The 19,588-nt window shown below is 35.9% G+C and carries 16 protein-coding genes; 7 read left to right on the top strand and 9 right to left on the bottom strand.

Features of this window, described 5'->3' with window-relative positions:
• Positions 1-468 precede the first annotated feature (468 nt).
• A complete protein-coding gene (locus D1B17_RS01480; protein WP_240704425.1) occupies positions 469-2,376 on the bottom strand; it encodes a fructose-1,6-bisphosphatase in 1,908 nt (635 codons plus the stop codon).
• 544 nt (positions 2,377-2,920) lie between these two features.
• Here D1B17_RS01480 and D1B17_RS01475 point away from each other — a divergent pair.
• The 4 genes from D1B17_RS01475 (at position 2,921) to D1B17_RS01460 (ending at position 7,075) form a co-directional block, all read left to right on the top strand.
• Positions 2,921-3,106 carry a hypothetical protein gene (locus D1B17_RS01475; protein ID WP_120143498.1) on the top strand — a complete coding sequence of 62 codons (186 nt, stop codon included), beginning with the start codon at positions 2,921-2,923 and terminating at the stop codon, positions 3,104-3,106.
• A 931-nt stretch (positions 3,107-4,037) separates the two neighbouring features.
• Entirely contained in the window at positions 4,038-5,540 is a 1,503-nt protein-coding gene (locus D1B17_RS01470; RefSeq protein ID WP_120143504.1) for an AMP-binding protein, read from the top strand.
• Positions 5,541-5,543: 3 nt separating this feature from the next.
• On the top strand, positions 5,544-6,359 hold the full coding sequence (locus D1B17_RS01465) for an ABC transporter permease subunit (protein WP_120143506.1): 816 nt from the start codon (positions 5,544-5,546) through the stop codon (positions 6,357-6,359).
• Positions 6,356-7,075, top strand: coding sequence for an ABC transporter ATP-binding protein (locus tag D1B17_RS01460; RefSeq protein WP_120143508.1), 720 nt, complete (start codon positions 6,356-6,358; stop codon positions 7,073-7,075). The genes D1B17_RS01465 and D1B17_RS01460 overlap by 4 nt, the downstream gene beginning before the upstream one ends.
• Positions 7,076-7,150: 75 nt before the next feature.
• On the opposite strand, the gene D1B17_RS01455 is transcribed toward D1B17_RS01460, so the two are convergent.
• Both D1B17_RS01455 and D1B17_RS01450 read right to left on the bottom strand, forming a co-directional pair.
• A complete protein-coding gene (locus tag D1B17_RS01455; RefSeq protein WP_120143511.1) occupies positions 7,151-9,274 on the bottom strand; it encodes an alpha-glucoside-specific PTS transporter subunit IIBC in 2,124 nt (707 codons plus the stop codon).
• Between the two features lie 20 nt (positions 9,275-9,294).
• Positions 9,295-10,626 carry a family 4 glycosyl hydrolase gene (locus D1B17_RS01450; protein ID WP_120143513.1) on the bottom strand — a complete coding sequence of 444 codons (1,332 nt, stop codon included), beginning with the start codon at positions 10,624-10,626 and terminating at the stop codon, positions 9,295-9,297.
• Positions 10,627-10,787: 161 nt separating this feature from the next.
• Here D1B17_RS01450 and D1B17_RS01445 point away from each other — a divergent pair, with 161 nt between their 5' ends.
• Together D1B17_RS01445 and D1B17_RS01440 are read left to right on the top strand one after the other, a co-directional pair.
• Positions 10,788-11,543, top strand: coding sequence for a MurR/RpiR family transcriptional regulator (locus D1B17_RS01445; protein ID WP_120143515.1), 756 nt, complete (start codon positions 10,788-10,790; stop codon positions 11,541-11,543).
• A 98-nt stretch (positions 11,544-11,641) separates the two neighbouring features.
• Positions 11,642-12,124: a hypothetical protein gene (locus D1B17_RS01440; RefSeq protein WP_120143517.1), complete on the top strand. Its 483-nt coding sequence runs from the start codon at positions 11,642-11,644 to the stop codon at positions 12,122-12,124.
• Between the two features lie 83 nt (positions 12,125-12,207).
• Here D1B17_RS01440 and D1B17_RS01435 read toward each other — a convergent pair whose 3' ends face one another.
• Both D1B17_RS01435 and D1B17_RS01430 read right to left on the bottom strand, forming a co-directional pair.
• Positions 12,208-12,600, bottom strand: coding sequence for a tautomerase family protein (locus D1B17_RS01435; RefSeq protein ID WP_120143519.1), 393 nt, complete (start codon positions 12,598-12,600; stop codon positions 12,208-12,210).
• A gap of 11 nt (positions 12,601-12,611) precedes the next feature.
• Positions 12,612-13,169 carry a hypothetical protein gene (locus D1B17_RS01430; RefSeq protein ID WP_120143522.1) on the bottom strand — a complete coding sequence of 186 codons (558 nt, stop codon included), beginning with the start codon at positions 13,167-13,169 and terminating at the stop codon, positions 12,612-12,614.
• 100 nt (positions 13,170-13,269) lie between these two features.
• On the opposite strand from D1B17_RS01430, the gene D1B17_RS01425 reads away from it, so the two are divergent.
• The gene (locus tag D1B17_RS01425) at positions 13,270-13,914 is read left to right on the top strand and encodes a Crp/Fnr family transcriptional regulator (protein WP_120143524.1); all 645 of its coding nucleotides are present in this window, start codon (positions 13,270-13,272) and stop codon (positions 13,912-13,914) included.
• Positions 13,915-14,445: 531 nt separating this feature from the next.
• On the opposite strand, the gene D1B17_RS01420 is transcribed toward D1B17_RS01425, so the two are convergent.
• From D1B17_RS01420 to D1B17_RS01405, 4 genes are all read right to left on the bottom strand, one after another.
• Positions 14,446-14,991 (bottom strand): helix-turn-helix domain-containing protein, encoded by a 546-nt coding sequence (locus D1B17_RS01420; RefSeq protein ID WP_166806592.1) that lies wholly within the window; start codon positions 14,989-14,991, stop codon positions 14,446-14,448.
• 533 nt (positions 14,992-15,524) lie between these two features.
• Positions 15,525-16,502 (bottom strand): aliphatic sulfonate ABC transporter substrate-binding protein, encoded by a 978-nt coding sequence (locus D1B17_RS01415; RefSeq protein WP_120143529.1) that lies wholly within the window; start codon positions 16,500-16,502, stop codon positions 15,525-15,527.
• On the bottom strand, positions 16,499-18,016 hold the full coding sequence (locus D1B17_RS01410) for an AMP-binding protein (protein WP_120143531.1): 1,518 nt from the start codon (positions 18,014-18,016) through the stop codon (positions 16,499-16,501). Before D1B17_RS01410 ends, D1B17_RS01415 begins: the two co-directional genes overlap by 4 nt.
• Entirely contained in the window at positions 17,973-19,190 is a 1,218-nt protein-coding gene (locus tag D1B17_RS01405; protein ID WP_240704424.1) for an acyltransferase, read from the bottom strand. The genes D1B17_RS01410 and D1B17_RS01405 overlap by 44 nt, the downstream gene beginning before the upstream one ends.
• Between the last annotated feature and the right edge of the window lie 398 nt (positions 19,191-19,588).

The following is a 19,588-nucleotide window of genomic DNA, read 5'->3' as shown; positions in this document are numbered from 1 at the left end:
GAACTTCGCACAACCCGCGAATTTCAAAATACGTCCTGTGGAGTAAGCGATAAATCGCTAACTCCACCGCCACTGCTGGCCTGCCCGTTTTTTCTACCTCCATCTTATGTATCATTACTTTTTAAAATAAAATAATTTAACAATAAATTTAAACAATACAAAAGAGATGTCTACAAACCGTATTTTGCGGTATATACAGACATCTCTTTTATGTTTTTAATGGAAAGTTAAAAGTTCTAAAATGGGTTTTACTTCCTGATGCTCTGAAAATCCAGAATAAAAAAACAATAATTATCACATCAAATATTTAATAAAAAAACAACGAATAACCTAGCCGGAAGAAACAAGAAAATTGGGTCGCTGTGCAGGTGGTGTTAGTGCTTTAGCACTTACACCACGGGACGAGCTTTGAAACTCGCGCACTTTGCGAGGTTCAAAGACCTTGGCTCCAGTCGGTCCCATAGCGACCTAATTTTCTCGCTTCTGGAGGCGGCCCAGCTCCAATATCAGCTCATTCATTTGTTTCTTAATTTTTTGACCAATATCTGTTTCAGAGACTAATTTACGTTTGACTGATTGTTCAATTACGCGCTTGGTTGAAACAACATCTTTCATCTCTTCGATAGCTTTAGCACGGGTAGTGAATGGCTCGTGTGTTACTAATTGCAGACCATAAGAATTTGACAACAATGTATATCCACCGATACCAGTGGTCTTATGATAAGGTTTCGACATACCACCATCAATTACAAAAATTTTGCCATTGGCCATAATTGGTGATGTTCCTGCCTTAACTGGTGTATGACCATTAATTATATGTCCATCATCATTTAATCCAAATTCCTTTAGTAATTGATCCGCAAACCATTCCTCTTTACGTAATGAATAATAAGGATTTAATTTCTCAATATGTAATGAATCGTTATCAATAAAGTAACGTTCAAAGGTCGTCATCTTATCTTTACCAAATAAAGGCGACATCTTACCTGTCCACAAGTACCAAATAATATCGGTTGTAAATGAATCTGTGGTTGTTGGACTCTTTAGAGCCGTTCGGATCTTCTGATCAAAGTAATCAAATAACTGCCTTCCAGCATAAGATTTTCCAGCAATCGTTAGCGACTGCAATTGTCCTTTCTCATCAACGGGAATACACCCATGCAACAATAAATTGTCATTATATTTGAGATACATTGAGCCGTTATCGACCAAATATTTGATATGTTTATTTAATTTGGGTGAGTGAATAAACTGTTGAATCAAGTCTTCAAGCACTGCGGTTTCTTCAATCGTTAATTCATATGGATTTTTCCAATCAACTAATTGAAAACAGCCATCTTGAATCGGGTAAGTTTGATTATTCAAAGTGATGGTCTTACGGTCCTGACTCAGTTTATCTAGTAGCAAGCGATTTTCCATTTGAAAATCAGGGTTGCGTTTGATAGCTGCACCTTCTAATTTAAATTGCATAATAGCCGCTGCTTGTTGAACACAGTTATCTTGGGTTTTCTTCTCAGCTGAAATAATTTCTCCAGTATCTGACTTGGGATTAAACGACTGCAACGGTTGATAATATTTCTTAGCCAGCGTCATAACTGAGCTCAAATCAATCCCATAGGCATCCTGCAAAATAGCCAAATTATCGTAACGGGCGCAAATTCTTAACAAATTTAACATGCATAATTTAGAACCAGCAATACTGCCCATCCACAAAATATCATGATTGCCCCACTGAAAATCAAAATTTTGCCAATGACGAGCTAAATGTTCAATGATGTAATCAGGATGCGGACCACGATCATAAATATCACCAATTATGTGGACATGGTCTACAACCAAACGTTGAATTGAGTGACAAGTAGCAATAATAAAGTCATCGGCTTCTTGCAAACTGACAATGCTGTTCATAATATCTTGATAGTAATACTGCTTAGTTTCAGCGTTCACATCGGCATAAAGTAACTCTTCGGTAATATAAACAAACTCTGGAGAAATAGCCTTTCTGACTTTGGAACGAGTATATTTGTTGGCAGTATAACGTAAAACTTCAATTAAATTATTAAAAGTATCCATATACCATTGATTTAATTCATCATCGTCGCCAATTTTGGCCTTGGTTCTTTTCAAAATCTCCGATGGATAATAAATCAGAAAAGCCAATTTCTTTTGACTGGCTGGGGTTAATCGTCCCGTAAATAATTCAGCAATTTTCTGTTTAGTATTTCCAGAGCCATTGCGCATAATATGGGCGAATTCATCATATTCACCATGAACATCACTGACAAACGCTTCTGTCCCTTTTGGTAAACTTAAAATCGCTGACAAATTGATTATTTCTGACTTGATTTCGCTTTTATTTTTGAATTCTTTCGTCATTTTGTTGTATAGACCTCTCATTGATAAATCGTCATTTGAAGCTTTACCTAGTACATAATCAAAACTATACCATTTAGGTAAATATATGTAAACGGTGTCATTAAGATTCAGGTGTCTTGTGCTATACTTAGTGCGGTTTATCAATAAATTTATAATTAATTGGGGGACTTATAATGCTCAATTTAGTGTTGCTTGCATCGCCTACTGAAGGAATAATCGTTAATACTATACTAAGTATATTTCTTATTTGTGCCAGTATTTTTCTATATTTTGTATCTAAGAAATCATTGCATAAAACAAAAAAAGAAAACAGTCGATTAAAACTTATAAAATATAAAATTGAGAATAAAAATAGGTGGTAATCTTGTTAATAACTATATTTATAATTATTTTTTTCATAGCAATTATCAGTGCATTCATATCCTTTACTAACGCGTTTATTATTAGGCGGCGCATTATTAAATTGAGAAAAGAAAACAAAAAATTAGAATTAGAAATTTTGGATAAATTATCAGATAGATAAAAACTAAGGAGAAAAGTATAAATGTTAACTTGGGGAACTTCGGTTATCACAACTAATAAAACTGTAATTATTTTTAATTTTATTTATTTATTCCTTATTATGTCTTTCCTACTACTAGATTGGATTTACAAACAAAACTTGAACAAAGTTAAAAAAAATAATAAAAGACTTAAGTTGATTGAATACAAGCTGAATAAGAAGGAGTGATGGTATTGCAAAATTCATTGTTATATTTTATTAACTCAATTCTTTTCATCATATTCGTTATTACTGTAATCACATCATCTATTTATTTATTTTTTCAATATACACAAATCAGAAAAATATCTAAGGAAAATCAAAAAATATTAATAAGAATTTTCAACAAATTATATGATAAATAAAAAGTTCACAGGGGGATTAACTTTGAGTGTAAATTCACAACTATTGAATGAATTTAAAAATATTTTTATCAGTTACACATTTTTTATTACCATTTTGAACTTATTCATAATTTTTATACTAACTTTGGCTAACCGGCATCATCGACAATATTTTGAAATGGAAAGAAGAAAAAAGCGACAACTAAAAATGACTGAATACAACATTGACAGGTCTATCGAATGATTTCAGGTACATTATTCTTCTTTTCTTTCATATTATTGCCAACATTTACCTTTGCTTATATAATTTTCAGTTTAATTTATTGCAGCTTAAAGGATTCTAAAACACTTAAGTTAAAAAATGAAAACCAAAAAACAGAGGTTAGAATTTTGAATAAACTTTTAAATAAAAAATGATTTTTAACGTTGAAAGAGTCACCAATCGTCTTAGATATTAGATGATTGGTGACTCTTTTGATTTCAAAATACTTAATTGATATATGCAGCGGCTTTAAAACGAGCTACAGACGACAAATTTCGATAGGTTTCTACGCTTCCCAAATCACGCACAAAAACGGTGCGCAATTCGTGAAGCTAGGAAACCTATCGAAATCTAACCGTCGTCTTCCGCTCTCTAAGAATTTCTTATATAAACCTTATCAAACCTAAGTAGTTCCAAAGCCCCTTCCCTTGTAAACTATGGTTATTCAATCGAAAGGACATCGAGATAAGCAACAATCCTCCCCCCTGAACTTACTTATCTCTGGTACAAAAATATGTCAGAACTTACTGAAAGATTACAACAACAATTAATCGCTGGTGCTACTCGTCCTTTGATGCAAGATGCTAATCAACACTGGTACACCGGTAGTGAACTTAACTTAGAAGAAAACGTTTGGAAAAATTATTGGCAAAACAAAGGTATCGGTCATAACGATATCGTCCTTATCAGCTTAACTAACTCGGTTACTTACACTTTAGCTGTTCAAAGTCTCTGGGAAGTTGGAGCAATCGTTCAACCGATCAATCCTGCTACTAACGAAATCCAAATTAGTGAACTTGAAGATCAATATCATTATTCTGCAATTATTTTAGATTCAAATTTAACCGATTTAGAAATTCTAAATGACTTATTTACCAACCAACCACGTTTAACTACTTTGCACGAACCTGAAGTCCAAATTTATCTTCGTGACAAACATAATACTCATTTACCAGAAGTACCCAATGATGAACAGATTGCTTTAATCATGCATACTTCTGGTACTACCGGTAAACCTAAACGTGTTGGCTTGACTCATCATCAACTATTAGCTGCAGCCTTCAACGTTATTGATAGTGAAGAATTGACCGATGAAGACAGTACCTTTATCCTGATGCCAATGTTTCACATCAATGCGATGGTTATTTCCAATTTGGCAACACGCCTATCACACGGACAGTTGCTTTTCCGGCCAAAATTCAGTGCTCACCTTTTCTGGAAAGAAGTCAGTAGTGAGAAAGTGACTTGGGTTTCCTTGACTTCTGCAATCGTAGCTATTTTGTTACAACGTGATGAGAGACCACAGAAAAATCAGCTTCGGTTTCTCCGGACTGCTTCAGCCCCTCTCCTCCCAAGCATTCACCAACAGTTCAATCAAAGATTCTCTGTCCCATTAATTGAAAGTTACGGAATGACCGAGGCAGCGAGTCAAATTGCGCAAAATCCTTTAGAACATCCCGTTAAAAACTCTGTTGGTATTGTCAAAGGTATCCAAATTCGTATCTTAGATGGTGATCATCAAGTAGTTGGTCCTGATGAAATCGGGGAAATTGCCTTAAAAGGTGAAAATGTCATCACTCATTACTTGGACCCTCAACCAGAAGCATTCCATAATGGTTGGTTATTGACTGGCGACCTTGGTTCAATAGACGAACATGGTTACCTACATATAGCTGGTCGCATTAAAGAAATGATTATCCGTGGTGGCGAAAATGTTAACCCGTTAGCCGTCGAAGATGTGTTACACGACTTGAAATTCATTAGTGAAATCGCCGTCATCGGCACACCTGATTTAATTTATGGTGAAACTGTCACCGCCGTTGTTGTACCAAAGAAACTTAGCCATGATCATCGCCACCAATTGGCGTTGTTGAACGAATTAGCAAATGAGCAATTATTACCGGTTGAACGTCCTAGTAAGTATATTTTCAGTACACAATTACCGAAAAATGCGACTGGAAAAATTCAACGTACACTTCTAGCTCAGGAAGTGACTCAACAACTCAAGGAGGCCTAAGCAATGCAAAAGCCAGTTTCAATTTCTACGACGGAACGTAAAAAAATTGCCTTACCTGTCGACAAATTTTTACCATTCTTAATTCCCGTTATTGTCGTTTTACTATGGCAAGTCAGCAGTTCACTTGGTTGGCTCTCAAGTTCTGTTTTACCATCACCGATTGCGGTTTTCCAAGATGGCGTCAAATTAACCCAATCTGGCGAGTTGCCTAAAAATCTTAGTATCAGTTTATATCGAGCAACTGTCGGCCTCTTAATTGGTGGTGGTATCGGCTTTATCCTCGGTTTCATCAACGGGATGTCGAACACGAGTCGTTTATTATTCGATTCCTCAATTCAAATGTTCCGTAACATCCCTCATTTAGCCCTTATTCCCCTAATCATTCTCTGGTTGGGAATCAATGAATCAGCCAAAATTTCGTTAGTCGCTATCGGAACTATGTTTCCGGTTTATATCAACACTTTTCACGGCATCCGTGCTGTTGATCCCGACTTAATCGAAATGGGAGAATCCTATGAACTAACTAAAAAACAGATGTTTTTCAAAATAATTTTTCCCGCCGCTTTACCACAAATTCTGGTCGGTATTCGTTATGCTCTAGGCGTTATGTGGACAACCTTAATCGTTGCTGAAACTATTTCTGCCAGTTCGGGTATCGGTTATATGGCAAACAATGCCGAAGATTTTGTGGATATGGAGACAGTCGTTTTATGTATCGTCGTCTACGCTGTCCTTGGAAAAATCTCTGATTTAATTGCCAAAAGTTTTGAAAGTTTATTACTAGAATGGCAAACAGCCGGAAGGAGCAATGTTCAATGAACACAATGATTTCAATTAAAAATATTAATAAAACATATAAAAATGTCACTGCCTTACATGACGTCAGTCTCGATATCAACCAAGGCGAATTCATCGCTTTAGTCGGGATGAGTGGTGGCGGTAAAAGTACCCTCTTACGTTTGATTGCCGGCTTAGAACAACCCACATCAGGTTCCGTAACTATTGACCAAGCCGATTCTAAATCATTGATGCGGGTAATGTTTCAAGAAGATCGCCTACTACCCTGGATGTCCGTTTTAGACAATTTATCTTTTGGCTCAAAAGATAAAAACACTAAAGCGCATGCTCAGGAATTACTCGAATTAGTTGAACTCGGAGATTATGCTAATCAATATCCAACCCAATTATCTGGTGGTCAAAAACAACGTGTGGCCTTAGCAAGAGCCTTGATGAGCCATCCCCAAATTTTATTATTGGATGAACCACTTGGAGCCTTAGACGCGTTGACCAGACGTAAAATGCAGGATTTGATTCTCGATATTTGTCAGAAACAAAATCTAACAACTATCCTCGTTACCCATGATGTTGAAGAGGCTGCTCGGATGGCTGATCGAATTATTGTCATGAAAGATTCAACTAATTCTTATGAGGAAGATTGCCCTAAAAATCGTAATGCCGGTCAAATTGGTATTGTGGCTGATCGAGTTTTAGGTGAAATTCTGGATGAGAAGACACTTGAGGTTAAAACAGCTTAAATAATAATTGCACATAAAAAACCACCTATGATATTTTCCATAGATGGTTTTTTGACCAGAAATTTTATTTTTTTCTTATATTCTATTAACTAAAACAATCGAATCACCATGCTTAACTGTAGATCCACTGGCTTTTCTAAATTTATCCAAATTATATTGATTACTATTGGTGATAACAGTAATAACAACCGGATCTTTACCTTTATCTTCAATTTCTTCAATATTCATTGTTGCTAACTTAGTACCCTCTGTAACAGCATCACCTTCCTTAACCAAAATATCAAACGGTTTACCTTCTAGTTCTACGGTGTCCAACCCAAGATGTAAAAGTATTTCTGCTCCACTTAGACTTCTGATTCCTATCGCATGTTTAGTTGGGAATATTGATGTAATTTCACCTTCAACGCTTGAATAAATATCTCCATTTGCTGGTTCAATCGCATAACCATCGCCCAACATCTTTTGTGAAAATACATCATCTTTTAATTCATCAATATTGATAAATTTACCATCGACTGGTGCAAACAATTGAGACTCATTTGTAGAAAACTCGGTTTGCTGTTCTTTCTCAGCCACAGGTGTATTGTCAGAAGTCTGATTATCAAATTGTTCCCAACCACCATTTTCTATTAAGTCATCAACTTCTTCACGAACATTAGTCACATCTGGACCAATGATAACTTGTACTGCATCTTTATTTCGAACAACTCCTTTGGCACCAACAGCCATGAACTGGTTGTCTGTAGCTAACAATTCTGGTTTATTAATCGTCAAACGTAATCTCGTAAAACAATTGTTAACTGAAGCAATATTATCTGCTCCACCTAATAAGTTAATATAAGCACCCGCTGCCGTTCGGAATGGATTACTAACTGACTGACCGCCGTTCTTACCTTTAGATTGTTTTTTCTTGTAATCATCCTTGGTAAACATATTGACCATTTCATCATCAGATCTACCAGGTGTCTTAAAGTCAAATTTAAGGATCAAAAATCTAAATACAACAAAGTAAATTCCAATAAATATTAAGCCAATGACCCACTGGATAACATATGTTTGCCAATGATTAGCCCACATAGGGATATAGTTTTTAGCAGCAATATCAATTAATCCTGCTGACATGTCCCCAGTTACACCAAAGGCATACATCGTTGTTGCCAGACATGCTGCTAAGAAGGCATGTACAAAGAATAATGCTGGTGCAATGAACAGGAATGTATAATCAAAAGGTTCTGTGATTCCTGCTAAAGCAGCTGTCAATACTCCAGGTATAATTAGAGCTAATAATTTCTTTCTGTTCTTAGGAATAGCAGTTGCATAAAATGCTAAAGCAATTCCCGGAATACCGAAGATATTCGACATTCCTTGCATTGCATATCCGCCTTCTGGGAATAACTTAATTAAAGGCGTTGTTGTTGCTGCAAACTGACTGATATGCTTTACCCAATATAAAGTTGTTCCACCCTCAATTACAGCTGGACCATATTGGAATGGAGCATATATAAAGTGATGCAATCCTACTGGAAGCAAAGCTTTCTCCAAGAATATGTAGGTAAATACACCAAAATCTCCCGATTTGACCATGAAATATTGCATTTGAAGAATGCCATGTTGAAATACTGGCCAAATCCAAACAAATAATCCTGCAATAGGAATCATTAGGAAGAATCCTATCATTGCAACGAAAGCTGATCCTTGGAAAACTCCTAACCAATCTGGCAATCGAACACTAAAGTAACGATTGTGCAACCAAACAACTATTCCAGCAATTAAAATGGCACCAATAACACCAGTATCTAGTGTCTTAACGCCTGCAATCACCTTTAAACCACTTGTTTCAGCCGTAGAGTTAATATTAACCCCAAAATTCTTTCCAAACATTTGAAGAATTTGATTCACAAAATTATTAAATGTCATATAAATGACAAAAGCTTCAAGAGATGCACGTTCTTTAGCTTTATTGGCTAACCCTAATGGCAAACCAATAACGAACAAAACTTCCATGTTATTAAATACTGTCCACCCACCGGAATCGATTATTTTCCAAATCGAGTACCACGCTGTTCCCTGTTCTGCAAGTCCCCCTACAATAGCCGGATTTGTAAAAACTGCGGTTAGACCTACAATGATTCCAGAAAATACAAAAAATACAACGGGTGTAAACATAGCGCCACCAAAGCGCTGGAACTTAGCCATCATATTCCTATACCTCCAAAATTTTAATGTAGTTCTGGCCAGTAATCTTTATTTGCAATAATTAAATCATCAAGTGCTAATTTTGCTTTATCTGCTGAAGGCACTGTTTGATTCAAAGTGAAAGCTTGTAAAACTTTTTGATATGATCCTTCAAAATAACCATCAACTAGTAACTTTTCAGCAGCATTTTGTGCTTCCATCAACCCTTTATGAAAATCAGGAATATCATGACGCATTGAAATTGGTTCAGCACCTAAACGTCCTACATATGCAGGTACTTCTACGGCAGCATCATCGCGCAAATTAGGAATTGCTCCATGATTAGGTAAAATAAGCATAAATCTTTGATGGCTATCATTTAAAATTGAGGTTGCCATATCAACGATATATTGTCCATGTTCACCAAAATCGAAGTCTAAAATATTTCCATCATCATTATTTCTAATTTCATTAGCCATATCTTTAGTATGTTTGAGACGACCATCCATAACCATATTTGCTCGTGTATAGTTAGGGTCTGTTTCATCCACCACAATATCTGGGAAGAAATAATATTCTAGATAATTATTTGGTAAATAATCAGGGAATAAATTCAAGATCTTGGATAATTTGTTCCAAGCATCTTGCCATGACTGATCACCTTTATTAAAAGATACAATCTTCATTGGTTTATTACGTAATTTTTCAATTAATTCAGGCATTACGTCTCTTTGTAATTCTTTATCATAAATCTCTGTGTACCAACCGAAATGATTTAATCCATAATATTGGCAAATCCAATTTTTACGATTATAGCCAAAATTACGTGCCATTGTTTCTTCAATAGAAATAGTCATATCACAGGCATTTAACATATGTGCTTTAGGATAAGCGCGTCTGATTGATTCAGCAATTAATGTTTCGGGATTTGTGTAATTAAGGATCCAAGCATCTGGTGCATATTTTTGAACGTAACCAACTACACCCAAAAGTCCCTTAATTGATCTCAAGCCGTATGAAAATCCACCGACTCCACAAGTTTCTTGTCCAACTAGTCCATATTTCAAAGGAATCTTTTCATCTTTTTCACGCATTTCCATTCCACCAACACGGATTTGTGAGAAGACAAAATCACATCCAGTAAACGCCTCTTCCGGATCCAAGGTTGCTACTAACTCAATATCGTCATGCCCCGTGGTTTTCAACATGTATTGAATAATTAAATACATGTCTTCATTTCTTTCTTCATCAATATCATATAAAGTTAATTTAGTCATTGGAAAACGATCTAAATTATTCAAAACAGCTTGTGTAATGCCCGGTGTATAGGTACTTCCCCCACCTGCAATTGTTACATGTAAATCTGTTTGTTTCATAATGTGACCCCCTATAAACCAATTATTTTTTTCAACGATGTCAGTATATAATGGATTTAGCACGAAAAGAGTCGTTTTTAAGTAAGCGCTTACCTTTTCAGGAAGATGAAACTCTTTCGTATATCTGAAAACTGTTTCACAATTTTTTAGGAGGTTGACATATGAGAATAGAGGAATTAATTAATCAATATTCAGATCAATTATCTGACAACGATTATGAATTATTATCTGTAATTTTAAAAAACAAAAAAATATTGAGTAGCCTTAGCTCTAAAGAAATTAGCGATATTGTTTATACTTCACCTGCTGGATTGACACGACTTGCAAAAAAATTACATTTTAATGGATTTTCCGAATTTAAATATTTTCTTAAAAATGATGCTGATGATTCAGGTCCCTTAGAAACAAATCATTTAGACACTTTGATTAATGATATGAACGATACCATAAAATTGTTAAGTCAGACCAATATGAAGCCTATAACAAAGTATATTCATGATGCTAAACATATTTATTTATATGGTACTGGCTGGGGAGAACGCCGAGCCGCAGATTTAATGGCTCGGGATTTTTTGGCATATAATATTTTGTTTTATATAATCCCTTCATTTACTGAACTTCAATGGGTTTTAAACGATATATCTGAAGATGACGTTTTATTTGTTATTTCTTTCAGTGGAGAAAATATCCAACTGAATGACAGTCTAAAACGTTTAAAATTAAAAAATGTACCTTACATATCTATTACCCCTTTATCAAAAAACACGTTATCCTCTCGAGCTACTTATAATCTGTATTACAGTACTACTAATTTGGAAATCTCCAGTACTCCGGATACAGAGTACAATTACTTTTCATCATTAGAGTTAGTCGCTGATGCACTATTTAGATCATACATGGATACATATCCTAAATAGAAAATGAAACAAATTTCGATATCATCAATTCATCTTGAGTTATGCTCGTAACCGGTTACAATTGAATTAAATATAATTATATTTTCGGAGGGGTATTCATGTTAAATAAATTGACGACTAATTTTAAAAAAATTGCTCTCTTAAATTCTAAAAAAATTTATATGATGAATTACCTTGTTCTATTTATAACATCAATCCTTTACGGAATATATATTTTCACAGTGAGTCTATCCCAAAATATTGGATTCCAACAAATACTTAAATCTAGTCCCTATACGGCAATTATGTTTATAGTAGTCCTACTAAACTTGCTAGTGGGATACGCACTTTGGGTTAAAGGTAATGATGGTGTTCCTAATAATAAGAAAAATCGTTTCTTACTAATTGATTTAGCTGTTTGCCAACTTATTGTAGGTAATATTTTTTCTTCAATTGCATTCCTTTCTACTTACATAACCTTCAAAAATCAACCAGATAATGAAACAGAATCACATAGAAACTCTTTAACTGGGACTGTAGTTGTGGCAACAATACTCTACGTTCTTTGTTTCTTTTTATTAATTCGATTAAGTATTCATTAACCATATTTAGTTTAAGCAGTCAAAAAGGCCAGATAGCTTTGGATTATATTTCCAAACTATCTGACCTTTTTTCGATACATAATTTAATTCAGCTTACCGTTCAAAAATTGAGCTTCACCATTACCAAAGCTCCAATCAGCCTTAGTATTGCTTGTAATATTAATCATCACATCAGATGGTGAAATTCCAATACCCTCATGTAAAGCTTTTACTAAACTAGCATAAAAGTGTTCTTTATCAATTTGTTCACGTGGACTTGATGTCAAACTGAACAATAAAATTTTATCTGTTCGTTCCAGTCCCAAACCAACATCCCAGAAAACCATTTCTTCTGGCTCATGTTGAGTCACAACTTGGTAACGGTCACGTGGTAGTAAATGTAATTCATCAGTTGCGACTTTATAAGAAATATCCAAGATATCCTTGATTTCCTTTTTGTCGCGGCCTTTAATCATATCAATTCTCATTAATGGCATATTATTTCCTCTTAATCTTTAACAATCTTACCTACGGCAATTGGTAAGGTTACGTGTTGATCATAGTGACCAACGGCACCAGCAATTGTATCTGGCAAATCCAAGTCATCAGGAACTCCGTGAACATAAATGACACGTTTGTCTAATTCTAAGTCATCTGTTCCAAAGACTTCTTTAAACTTAGCTTTTAATTTATCAAGTGGCACTTCTTTTTCATATTCAAAACTTCCGTTGGCATCTGAAACAGGATATGTATCGTTAGGAACATTCATATCGTGTGGAGCAGCATCAAATGGCACCATTGTTGTTCCGGAAACTGGTTCAGTCTCTGGCAAATCGACGAATCCATCCCCATTAGCATCTTGTGCTTTGGTAGCTATTTGAGCTTCTTTGCCATCTGGGAAGCCGTGGAAATGTTCCCAATGTTGGGTATTCTTTGGAGTATCTTTCATTGAAATATGAATCTTCATTACATCATTTTCGATTTCGAATGTGGCAGTTCCATGTGCGGCGGTACCAATTTTATCCTCGTTTAATGAAACAATTTTTGCACTATATTTTTCTGTCATGTTAACTCCTCCACTTATTACTGTTTTGATTACAAGAGTAATTGTATACTGAAGTCACAGAATTAGAATTGACATATGTCAAGAAAGGAAAATTTATTTTATGGCACACGATCCGATTCAATGCGTTGAACAAGTTTCGATATTTAAAGGTGCACCTAAAGATGTCATCGAAGCCTTGGCAAAAGTCTCCGTACATCAAGTAAAAATCCCCACTGGACAAATGCTTTACTCCCAAGGTGACCCCAATGACCGCCTAATGATTGTTGATTCAGGACGCGTGCGAGTCTTTAGTTACGCTGATGATGACCGTGAAAGAACACTGTATATGTTGCGTTCACGAGAAGTCGACCTAACAGGAGCACTCTTCACTAATCACGAACATAATAATTTTGCTCAAGCCGTTGAACCAACTGAGATTTGTTACTTAAAGCAGAATGCCTTCAAAAACGTTTTGAAAACTTATCCTGAAATGGCCTTATCGCTAGTTGATGTCTTAGGCGAACGCTTAACTTCTCTCGAACAGCGTGATGTCACCGATACTTTGTTGACTTCAAAAGAACGACTTTATAGTTATTTATTAGAATTACAAACTCAATTTGATAATTCCACCTTTCAACTACCTGTAACGAAAAAGGAATTGGCATTGTACTTAGGTATTACTCCTGAAACACTTAGCCGCCAGTTGAAATTGTTAGTGGCTGAAAACAAAATCAAACTAAATCGACGTGAATTTACAATTTTGTAAAGACAAAACATGCTCAGCTTTCGAGCATTAAGGCAAATAGCACCAGTAATCCGTTTTTGGGCTCTTTCTCAAGTTTGGTTAGTTGCCGTCTCTGTGCGCAAGAAATGTTGGCGCTGTGGGGACCGGTTCGAGCCAAGGTCTCGAACCTCGATTTTGAACTTCGCAAAGTGCGCGAATTTCAAAACTCGTCCCGTGGTATAATGGCTAAAGCCATAACGCCACTTTCACTGCTGCCAACATTTCTTGCACCCAGAGACTAATATATTTGTTGTTTTTTTATACATTGTAACTAACTGATTCGATAAATGAGTGCTATATTATTTGAAATTGAACGTAATCAAAAGGCCATATATTTTTCTGGATGTGATACCAAGAAAAAATATATAGCCTTTTTTATATTCGCTTCTATAATCAAAGCTGAGAAAGAACCACTTTTGGATTGCTGGTGCCATTTTTGTTTTAAGCAAAAAAAGCTATATTTTGTTCCACACTTATGCTGCAACAGTAGCTTTGTCCCAAACTCTTTTCAAGTTACTTATAAGAATTATCATAATAACTCTGACCTTCACTCATACCTTTTAAGATATCCGGCACCTCATGCATAATATATGGAATCATAAATGCTACCAAGAATAAAATCCCAAAGAAAACAGCCTTCTTATTTAGGCTCTTATTAAAAGCACTCCACTTAATATTAAAAACAAAGCCAAAAAAGCCAACCAGTTGAACCGCCGGTAACCAATAATCGATGCTGCTTACAGAAATCCCGCTACTATAAATAATTATCAATCCGACAAAAACTAGCGACAATCCAACCGTAAAAATTGTTTCCGTTTTACTTAATCTTATTTTGTCATCTTCAAATTTGTTCATCAGCTCTTCATCCCCTCGAATCAATTCATCTAAGGAAACATCAAACAAATCACTAATCGCTAACACATTACTAAAACTTGGTAACGTCGCACCATTCTCCCATTTTGAGATTGACTGACGCGAAATATTCAATTTATCTGCCAATTCATTTTGTGACATATCATGTAGCTTTCGTTGTTTTTGTAACTGATCACCGATTCTCATAATCGAGTCCCCCTTGATTGATTCCAATTGTATGCGTAACGCTGATTTTTGCCGAGAACCTGACGGTTGCTTTTGCAATGTAAAGCAGTTAATACCCATTATGCCACCGTTATAGACTAATTTTGAAGGTATCTATGAAATTATTTAATGGTCAACTTTTATTACTAAAGGTTGAAAGATTATAAATATACTTGGTACTCTAACCATTATTGACACAAAAATAGTCAATTCTACAATGTAATACTCCAATTTATTCACGACTTAGTAAAGAATACACTAGCCGGAAGGAGCCAGAAAATTAGGTCGCCGTGAAGGTGACGTTAGCACTTTAGTGCTTACACCACGGGACGAGCTTTGAAACTCGCGGTTCTTGCGAGGTTCAAAGTCGAGATTCGAGACCGCGCTTTGGCTCGAATCGGTCCCCACAGCGGCCTAATTTTATTGCTCCTGGAGGCGGCATATTTAACTTCCAACATTTAGTAAATACAAAAAAGCCGACTTTTTAAGTCGACTTTCATTACTTAATTTATTAATTACTTGTAATCTCCTGAATCACTAATCGTGACTTTATTTTCAATTAAATTTTCTTCATAGAACAAATCAGCAATCTGTTGCTCTTCTTTAGCATAGGTGCTGTTCATGGCACTAATTCCGTAAGTCCTCCGGTCGACCATCTTCTTGACGACTGATTTTGAAACTTTCAATGACTTACTCATCATCGTAATCAACTTACTATGATTATTATTAGCCCAGACCATATCCTCTTCTAAATATTTAATCAAATACTTAGAAACTTCGGTATTTTCTTTGGCATAACTGGCCATTGCCAAGACATAATCACGGTTGTTAGTAATACCGACACCATCGGTTAATACTTTAGCATTCTGGGTGATTTCAGCTTGCGAAGTATATGGGTCCCAAGTAGACCATGCATCAACTTTTCCTTTAGAGAAAGCCACACTGGCACTTGATTGATCCATATTGACCCAAGTAATATCACTAGCACTCAAACCAGCTTTTTTCAAAGCCGCTAATAGCATATATTGCGAACTGGTTCCTTTAGTATAAGCAACCTTTTTACCCTTCAAATCTTTAATTGATGAAATATTGGCGGTCTTTTTAACTAAGATTCCTGAACCTTTAGCTTTGGATGAGCCAGCCGCGACATAAGTCAATTTGGTTCCAGTTGAAAGAGCGGAAACCGGTGGAGTATCACCAGTTCTAGCATAATCAACACTACCGGCTTTTAAGGCTTGCATCAAAGAGCTTCCGTCCGAAAATTCTTTCCAAACTACCTTATAACCCTTAGCCTTCATCTTTTTAACAAACTCACCACGTTGCTTAGCAATATCAAACGGATCACCCTTTTGATAACCAATGGTCACAGTCTGTAAATCCGAACTAGCGGCACCAGCATCAGTTTGCTTGAATCCGTAAATGGCAATCATGGCCCAAAACATTAAAACAAGACTGACAATTATTTTTTTAAATTTTCTCTGTTTTTTGCTCATCCGACACTCCTAGTTAATTCTGACATGATTTGTTCACGTAATTTTAAACGGATGACTTTTCCAGTTGCATTACGAGGATAATCATCGACAAAGAAAATTCGGGTTGGCTGCTCATATTTAGCCAGTGTTGCTTTTGCATGGGCAATGATTTTTTGACGTTCCAAGGTCTCTGATTGTTGTCCATGACTGATAACAACTGCTGTCACTGCCTCACCATAAAGCGTATCAGGTGTTCCAATGACTGAAACTTCTTTGACGAAATTCAATTGGCTAAGAACATTTTCAACTTGAGCTGGAGCTACTTTTTCACCACCGTGATTGATAATATCTTTTTTTCGACCTTTCACGAACAAATAGCCATCGTTGTCGAGATAACCAATATCGCCAGTTAAAAACCAACCATTCTTAAATGAATCTGGATGTGGATCCAGATAATCACTAATAACATGGTCACCACGGACGACAATTTCACCAATTTTATTAGCAGAGCGCTCTAGTTTGCCATCATTCATAATTTCTACTTCAGTTTCATAAGCTTTACCGGCTGAACCAACTTTAGGAGCGTTAAAGGGATTGATGGTACATTGGCTGGCTGTCTCAGTCATCCCGTAACCTTCTAAAATTTGTGTATGAAATCTCGTTTGAAAGGCGGTTAATTTATCTAGCGGCAACGCAAATGACGAACATCTGACAAAACGTAACTTAATATTATCTCGATAACTGGCATTAGCTCGTTGATTGATTAACAAAATATTGATAATGGTTGGTACAACAGATACCCACGTCACATTATTATCACGGACTTGATTCCAAAATTTCGAAGCACTAAATTTATCAGTAATTACGATTTTGCCACCTGACAATCTGGTTGAAAGAATTGAAACTGCCTGGGCATTAATATGAAACATTGGCATAACAACCATCGTCGTATCTAATGTCGTCATTTGGTGACTTTCAATATCATGTTCAACGCCATTCAGCAAAAGGCGATGTGTTAAACCAACCCGTTTGGGTTTTCCAGTTGTTCCCGAAGTATTCATAATCAATGCCAAATCATCCTCATCGGGAATTCTCGCATCATGACCCATTAAGTTCCGGTCGCGAATGATATGTAGCAAATGATATGTTTGTAAATGTAACGACGTTACGATAGCCAAATGGTCATCTAATACAGCATTAACTAATTCTTGTCCAACAATTGAGGCCACATAGTCATGTTCATTCAACTCTTGTTGTAATTCCAGTTCCGGCGTCGTTGCTGCAATTGGATGCATGACCGCTCCAACTTCCCACAAGGCTTGTGTAATCACTGGATAAGCAGCCGTATTTGGTAGACATACTAATACCACATCGCCATATCCTATATGTAATTCTAAAAACTCCTCTCTTAATGCTCTAACATCATCTGCAATTTCATAGCCGTTAAACCAGCGCTGACTGGCTTCATCTTTAATGATTAATTGATTCATATTATTCTCTAATTGTTTGTTTAATTGATTTGTTATTTTCGACATTCTCTTTTACTCCTTTGATTTCTTGACGCGTTTTACTGAAGTGCCACTGTGGTCGTCCAATTAATACCCCAAATGGTGGTACTTTGTAGCAGAACCAGGAGATTAAAAACGCTCCACTTAATACGAACGCATAGCCAACAGGTAGCAAGAACAACATCAAGATTGAAGGTAATTTGATAACACTTAATATTCCGTACAATAAAGTAATGGGAATAGTTTGCGTTAAATAAATCCCAAACGAAACTTTTGACATATTTTTAATTATTTTATCGAGCCACTTAGGAAAAGTCGTTTTTCTGGCATGTGCATATTGCCGTCCAATCCAAAAAACAAAGGCAATCATGAACGTGTCGTAAATGAAAATGTATGGCTGATGAATCGATTCAGTAGCACTCATACTCAATTTCAAAATTTGTTGATTACCAAAAAATAAAGCTACCGTTCCCATTGCTAAAGCGAGTGTTGACCAACCGATTACTCGATGATTTTTTTCAATAAAACGGTCAACTTCGTCGTAATGAATAGCAACAAAAGCTCCAGCAATGAAGTAGAATTGATAAACTAAAATGTTCATACCGTAAGCTCTAAATAAGTACCACCAACCACTACGATCAACACCTGGTAACCAATACTTAATGCCAATCACTAATAGCAATTGAATCAACGCACTACCGACTAAGATTGCCACATGATGGTTCTTTAACTTTTTGAACAAGGTGACAATTAGTGGAAAAACTAGATATAACTGAAACGTGACCAAGATATAATACATGTAGTATTTGTTACCATGGATAATTGCATCAAATAAATTTCTAAAGTAATCCGGCCAATTTAAGGCAACTCCAGCCGTAATCGTGGCAAACCACATTAAAATGGCATTCCATCCGATATACGGAATTCCAACGCTGATATATCGTTTCTTCCAAAAGTTGAACCAGTGTGGCTCTTTATTGTAATAATTCAATACCAAGACAAGCCCGGTCATAAACATAAAACCCATTCTGGTAAAATGAAGTGCTAAATGTGTTGCTTCTAAAAATAATTCACTTCCGGAACCGTTACTTACATTATTCTTAAAAGCTGTTGTCGTATGGTTCAACAACACACCGGCGATAAAAAGCACCCGCATCAAATCCACTTCATAAAGATATTTTTTCTTTTTAACTTGTGCCAAAAGTTCACCTCTGTTGCTTGATTATTGTTTGGTTATCAAAAGCATATATAAGTTATAGCATCCCTACTATGCTGGGGTCTTGATGATTGAATAAGGTTAAAATAAGAAACTCTTAGAGAGGATGCCGCCTCTGAGAACAAGAAATTTTGGTCGCTATGGGGACCGGTCTGAGCCAAGGTCTCAGACCTCGACTTTGAACCTCGCAAAGTACGCGAGTTTCAAAGCTCGTCCCGTGGTGTAAGCGCTAAAGCGCTAACGCCACCTGCACAGCGACCCAAATTTCTTGCTCTCAAAGGCTAGTGTATAGGTTTCTTTTTATGTGAATAATTGCTTCAAAGTGACAATCACAAAAAAGATGTAGATATAATCAAAAGATTCTTGCTTAAACTTGGTTACTT

Source organism: Companilactobacillus zhachilii (genome assembly GCF_003606365.2).
Taxonomy (GTDB): domain Bacteria; phylum Bacillota; class Bacilli; order Lactobacillales; family Lactobacillaceae; genus Companilactobacillus; species Companilactobacillus zhachilii.
This window is presented reverse-complemented; position numbering and strand designations above follow the sequence as displayed.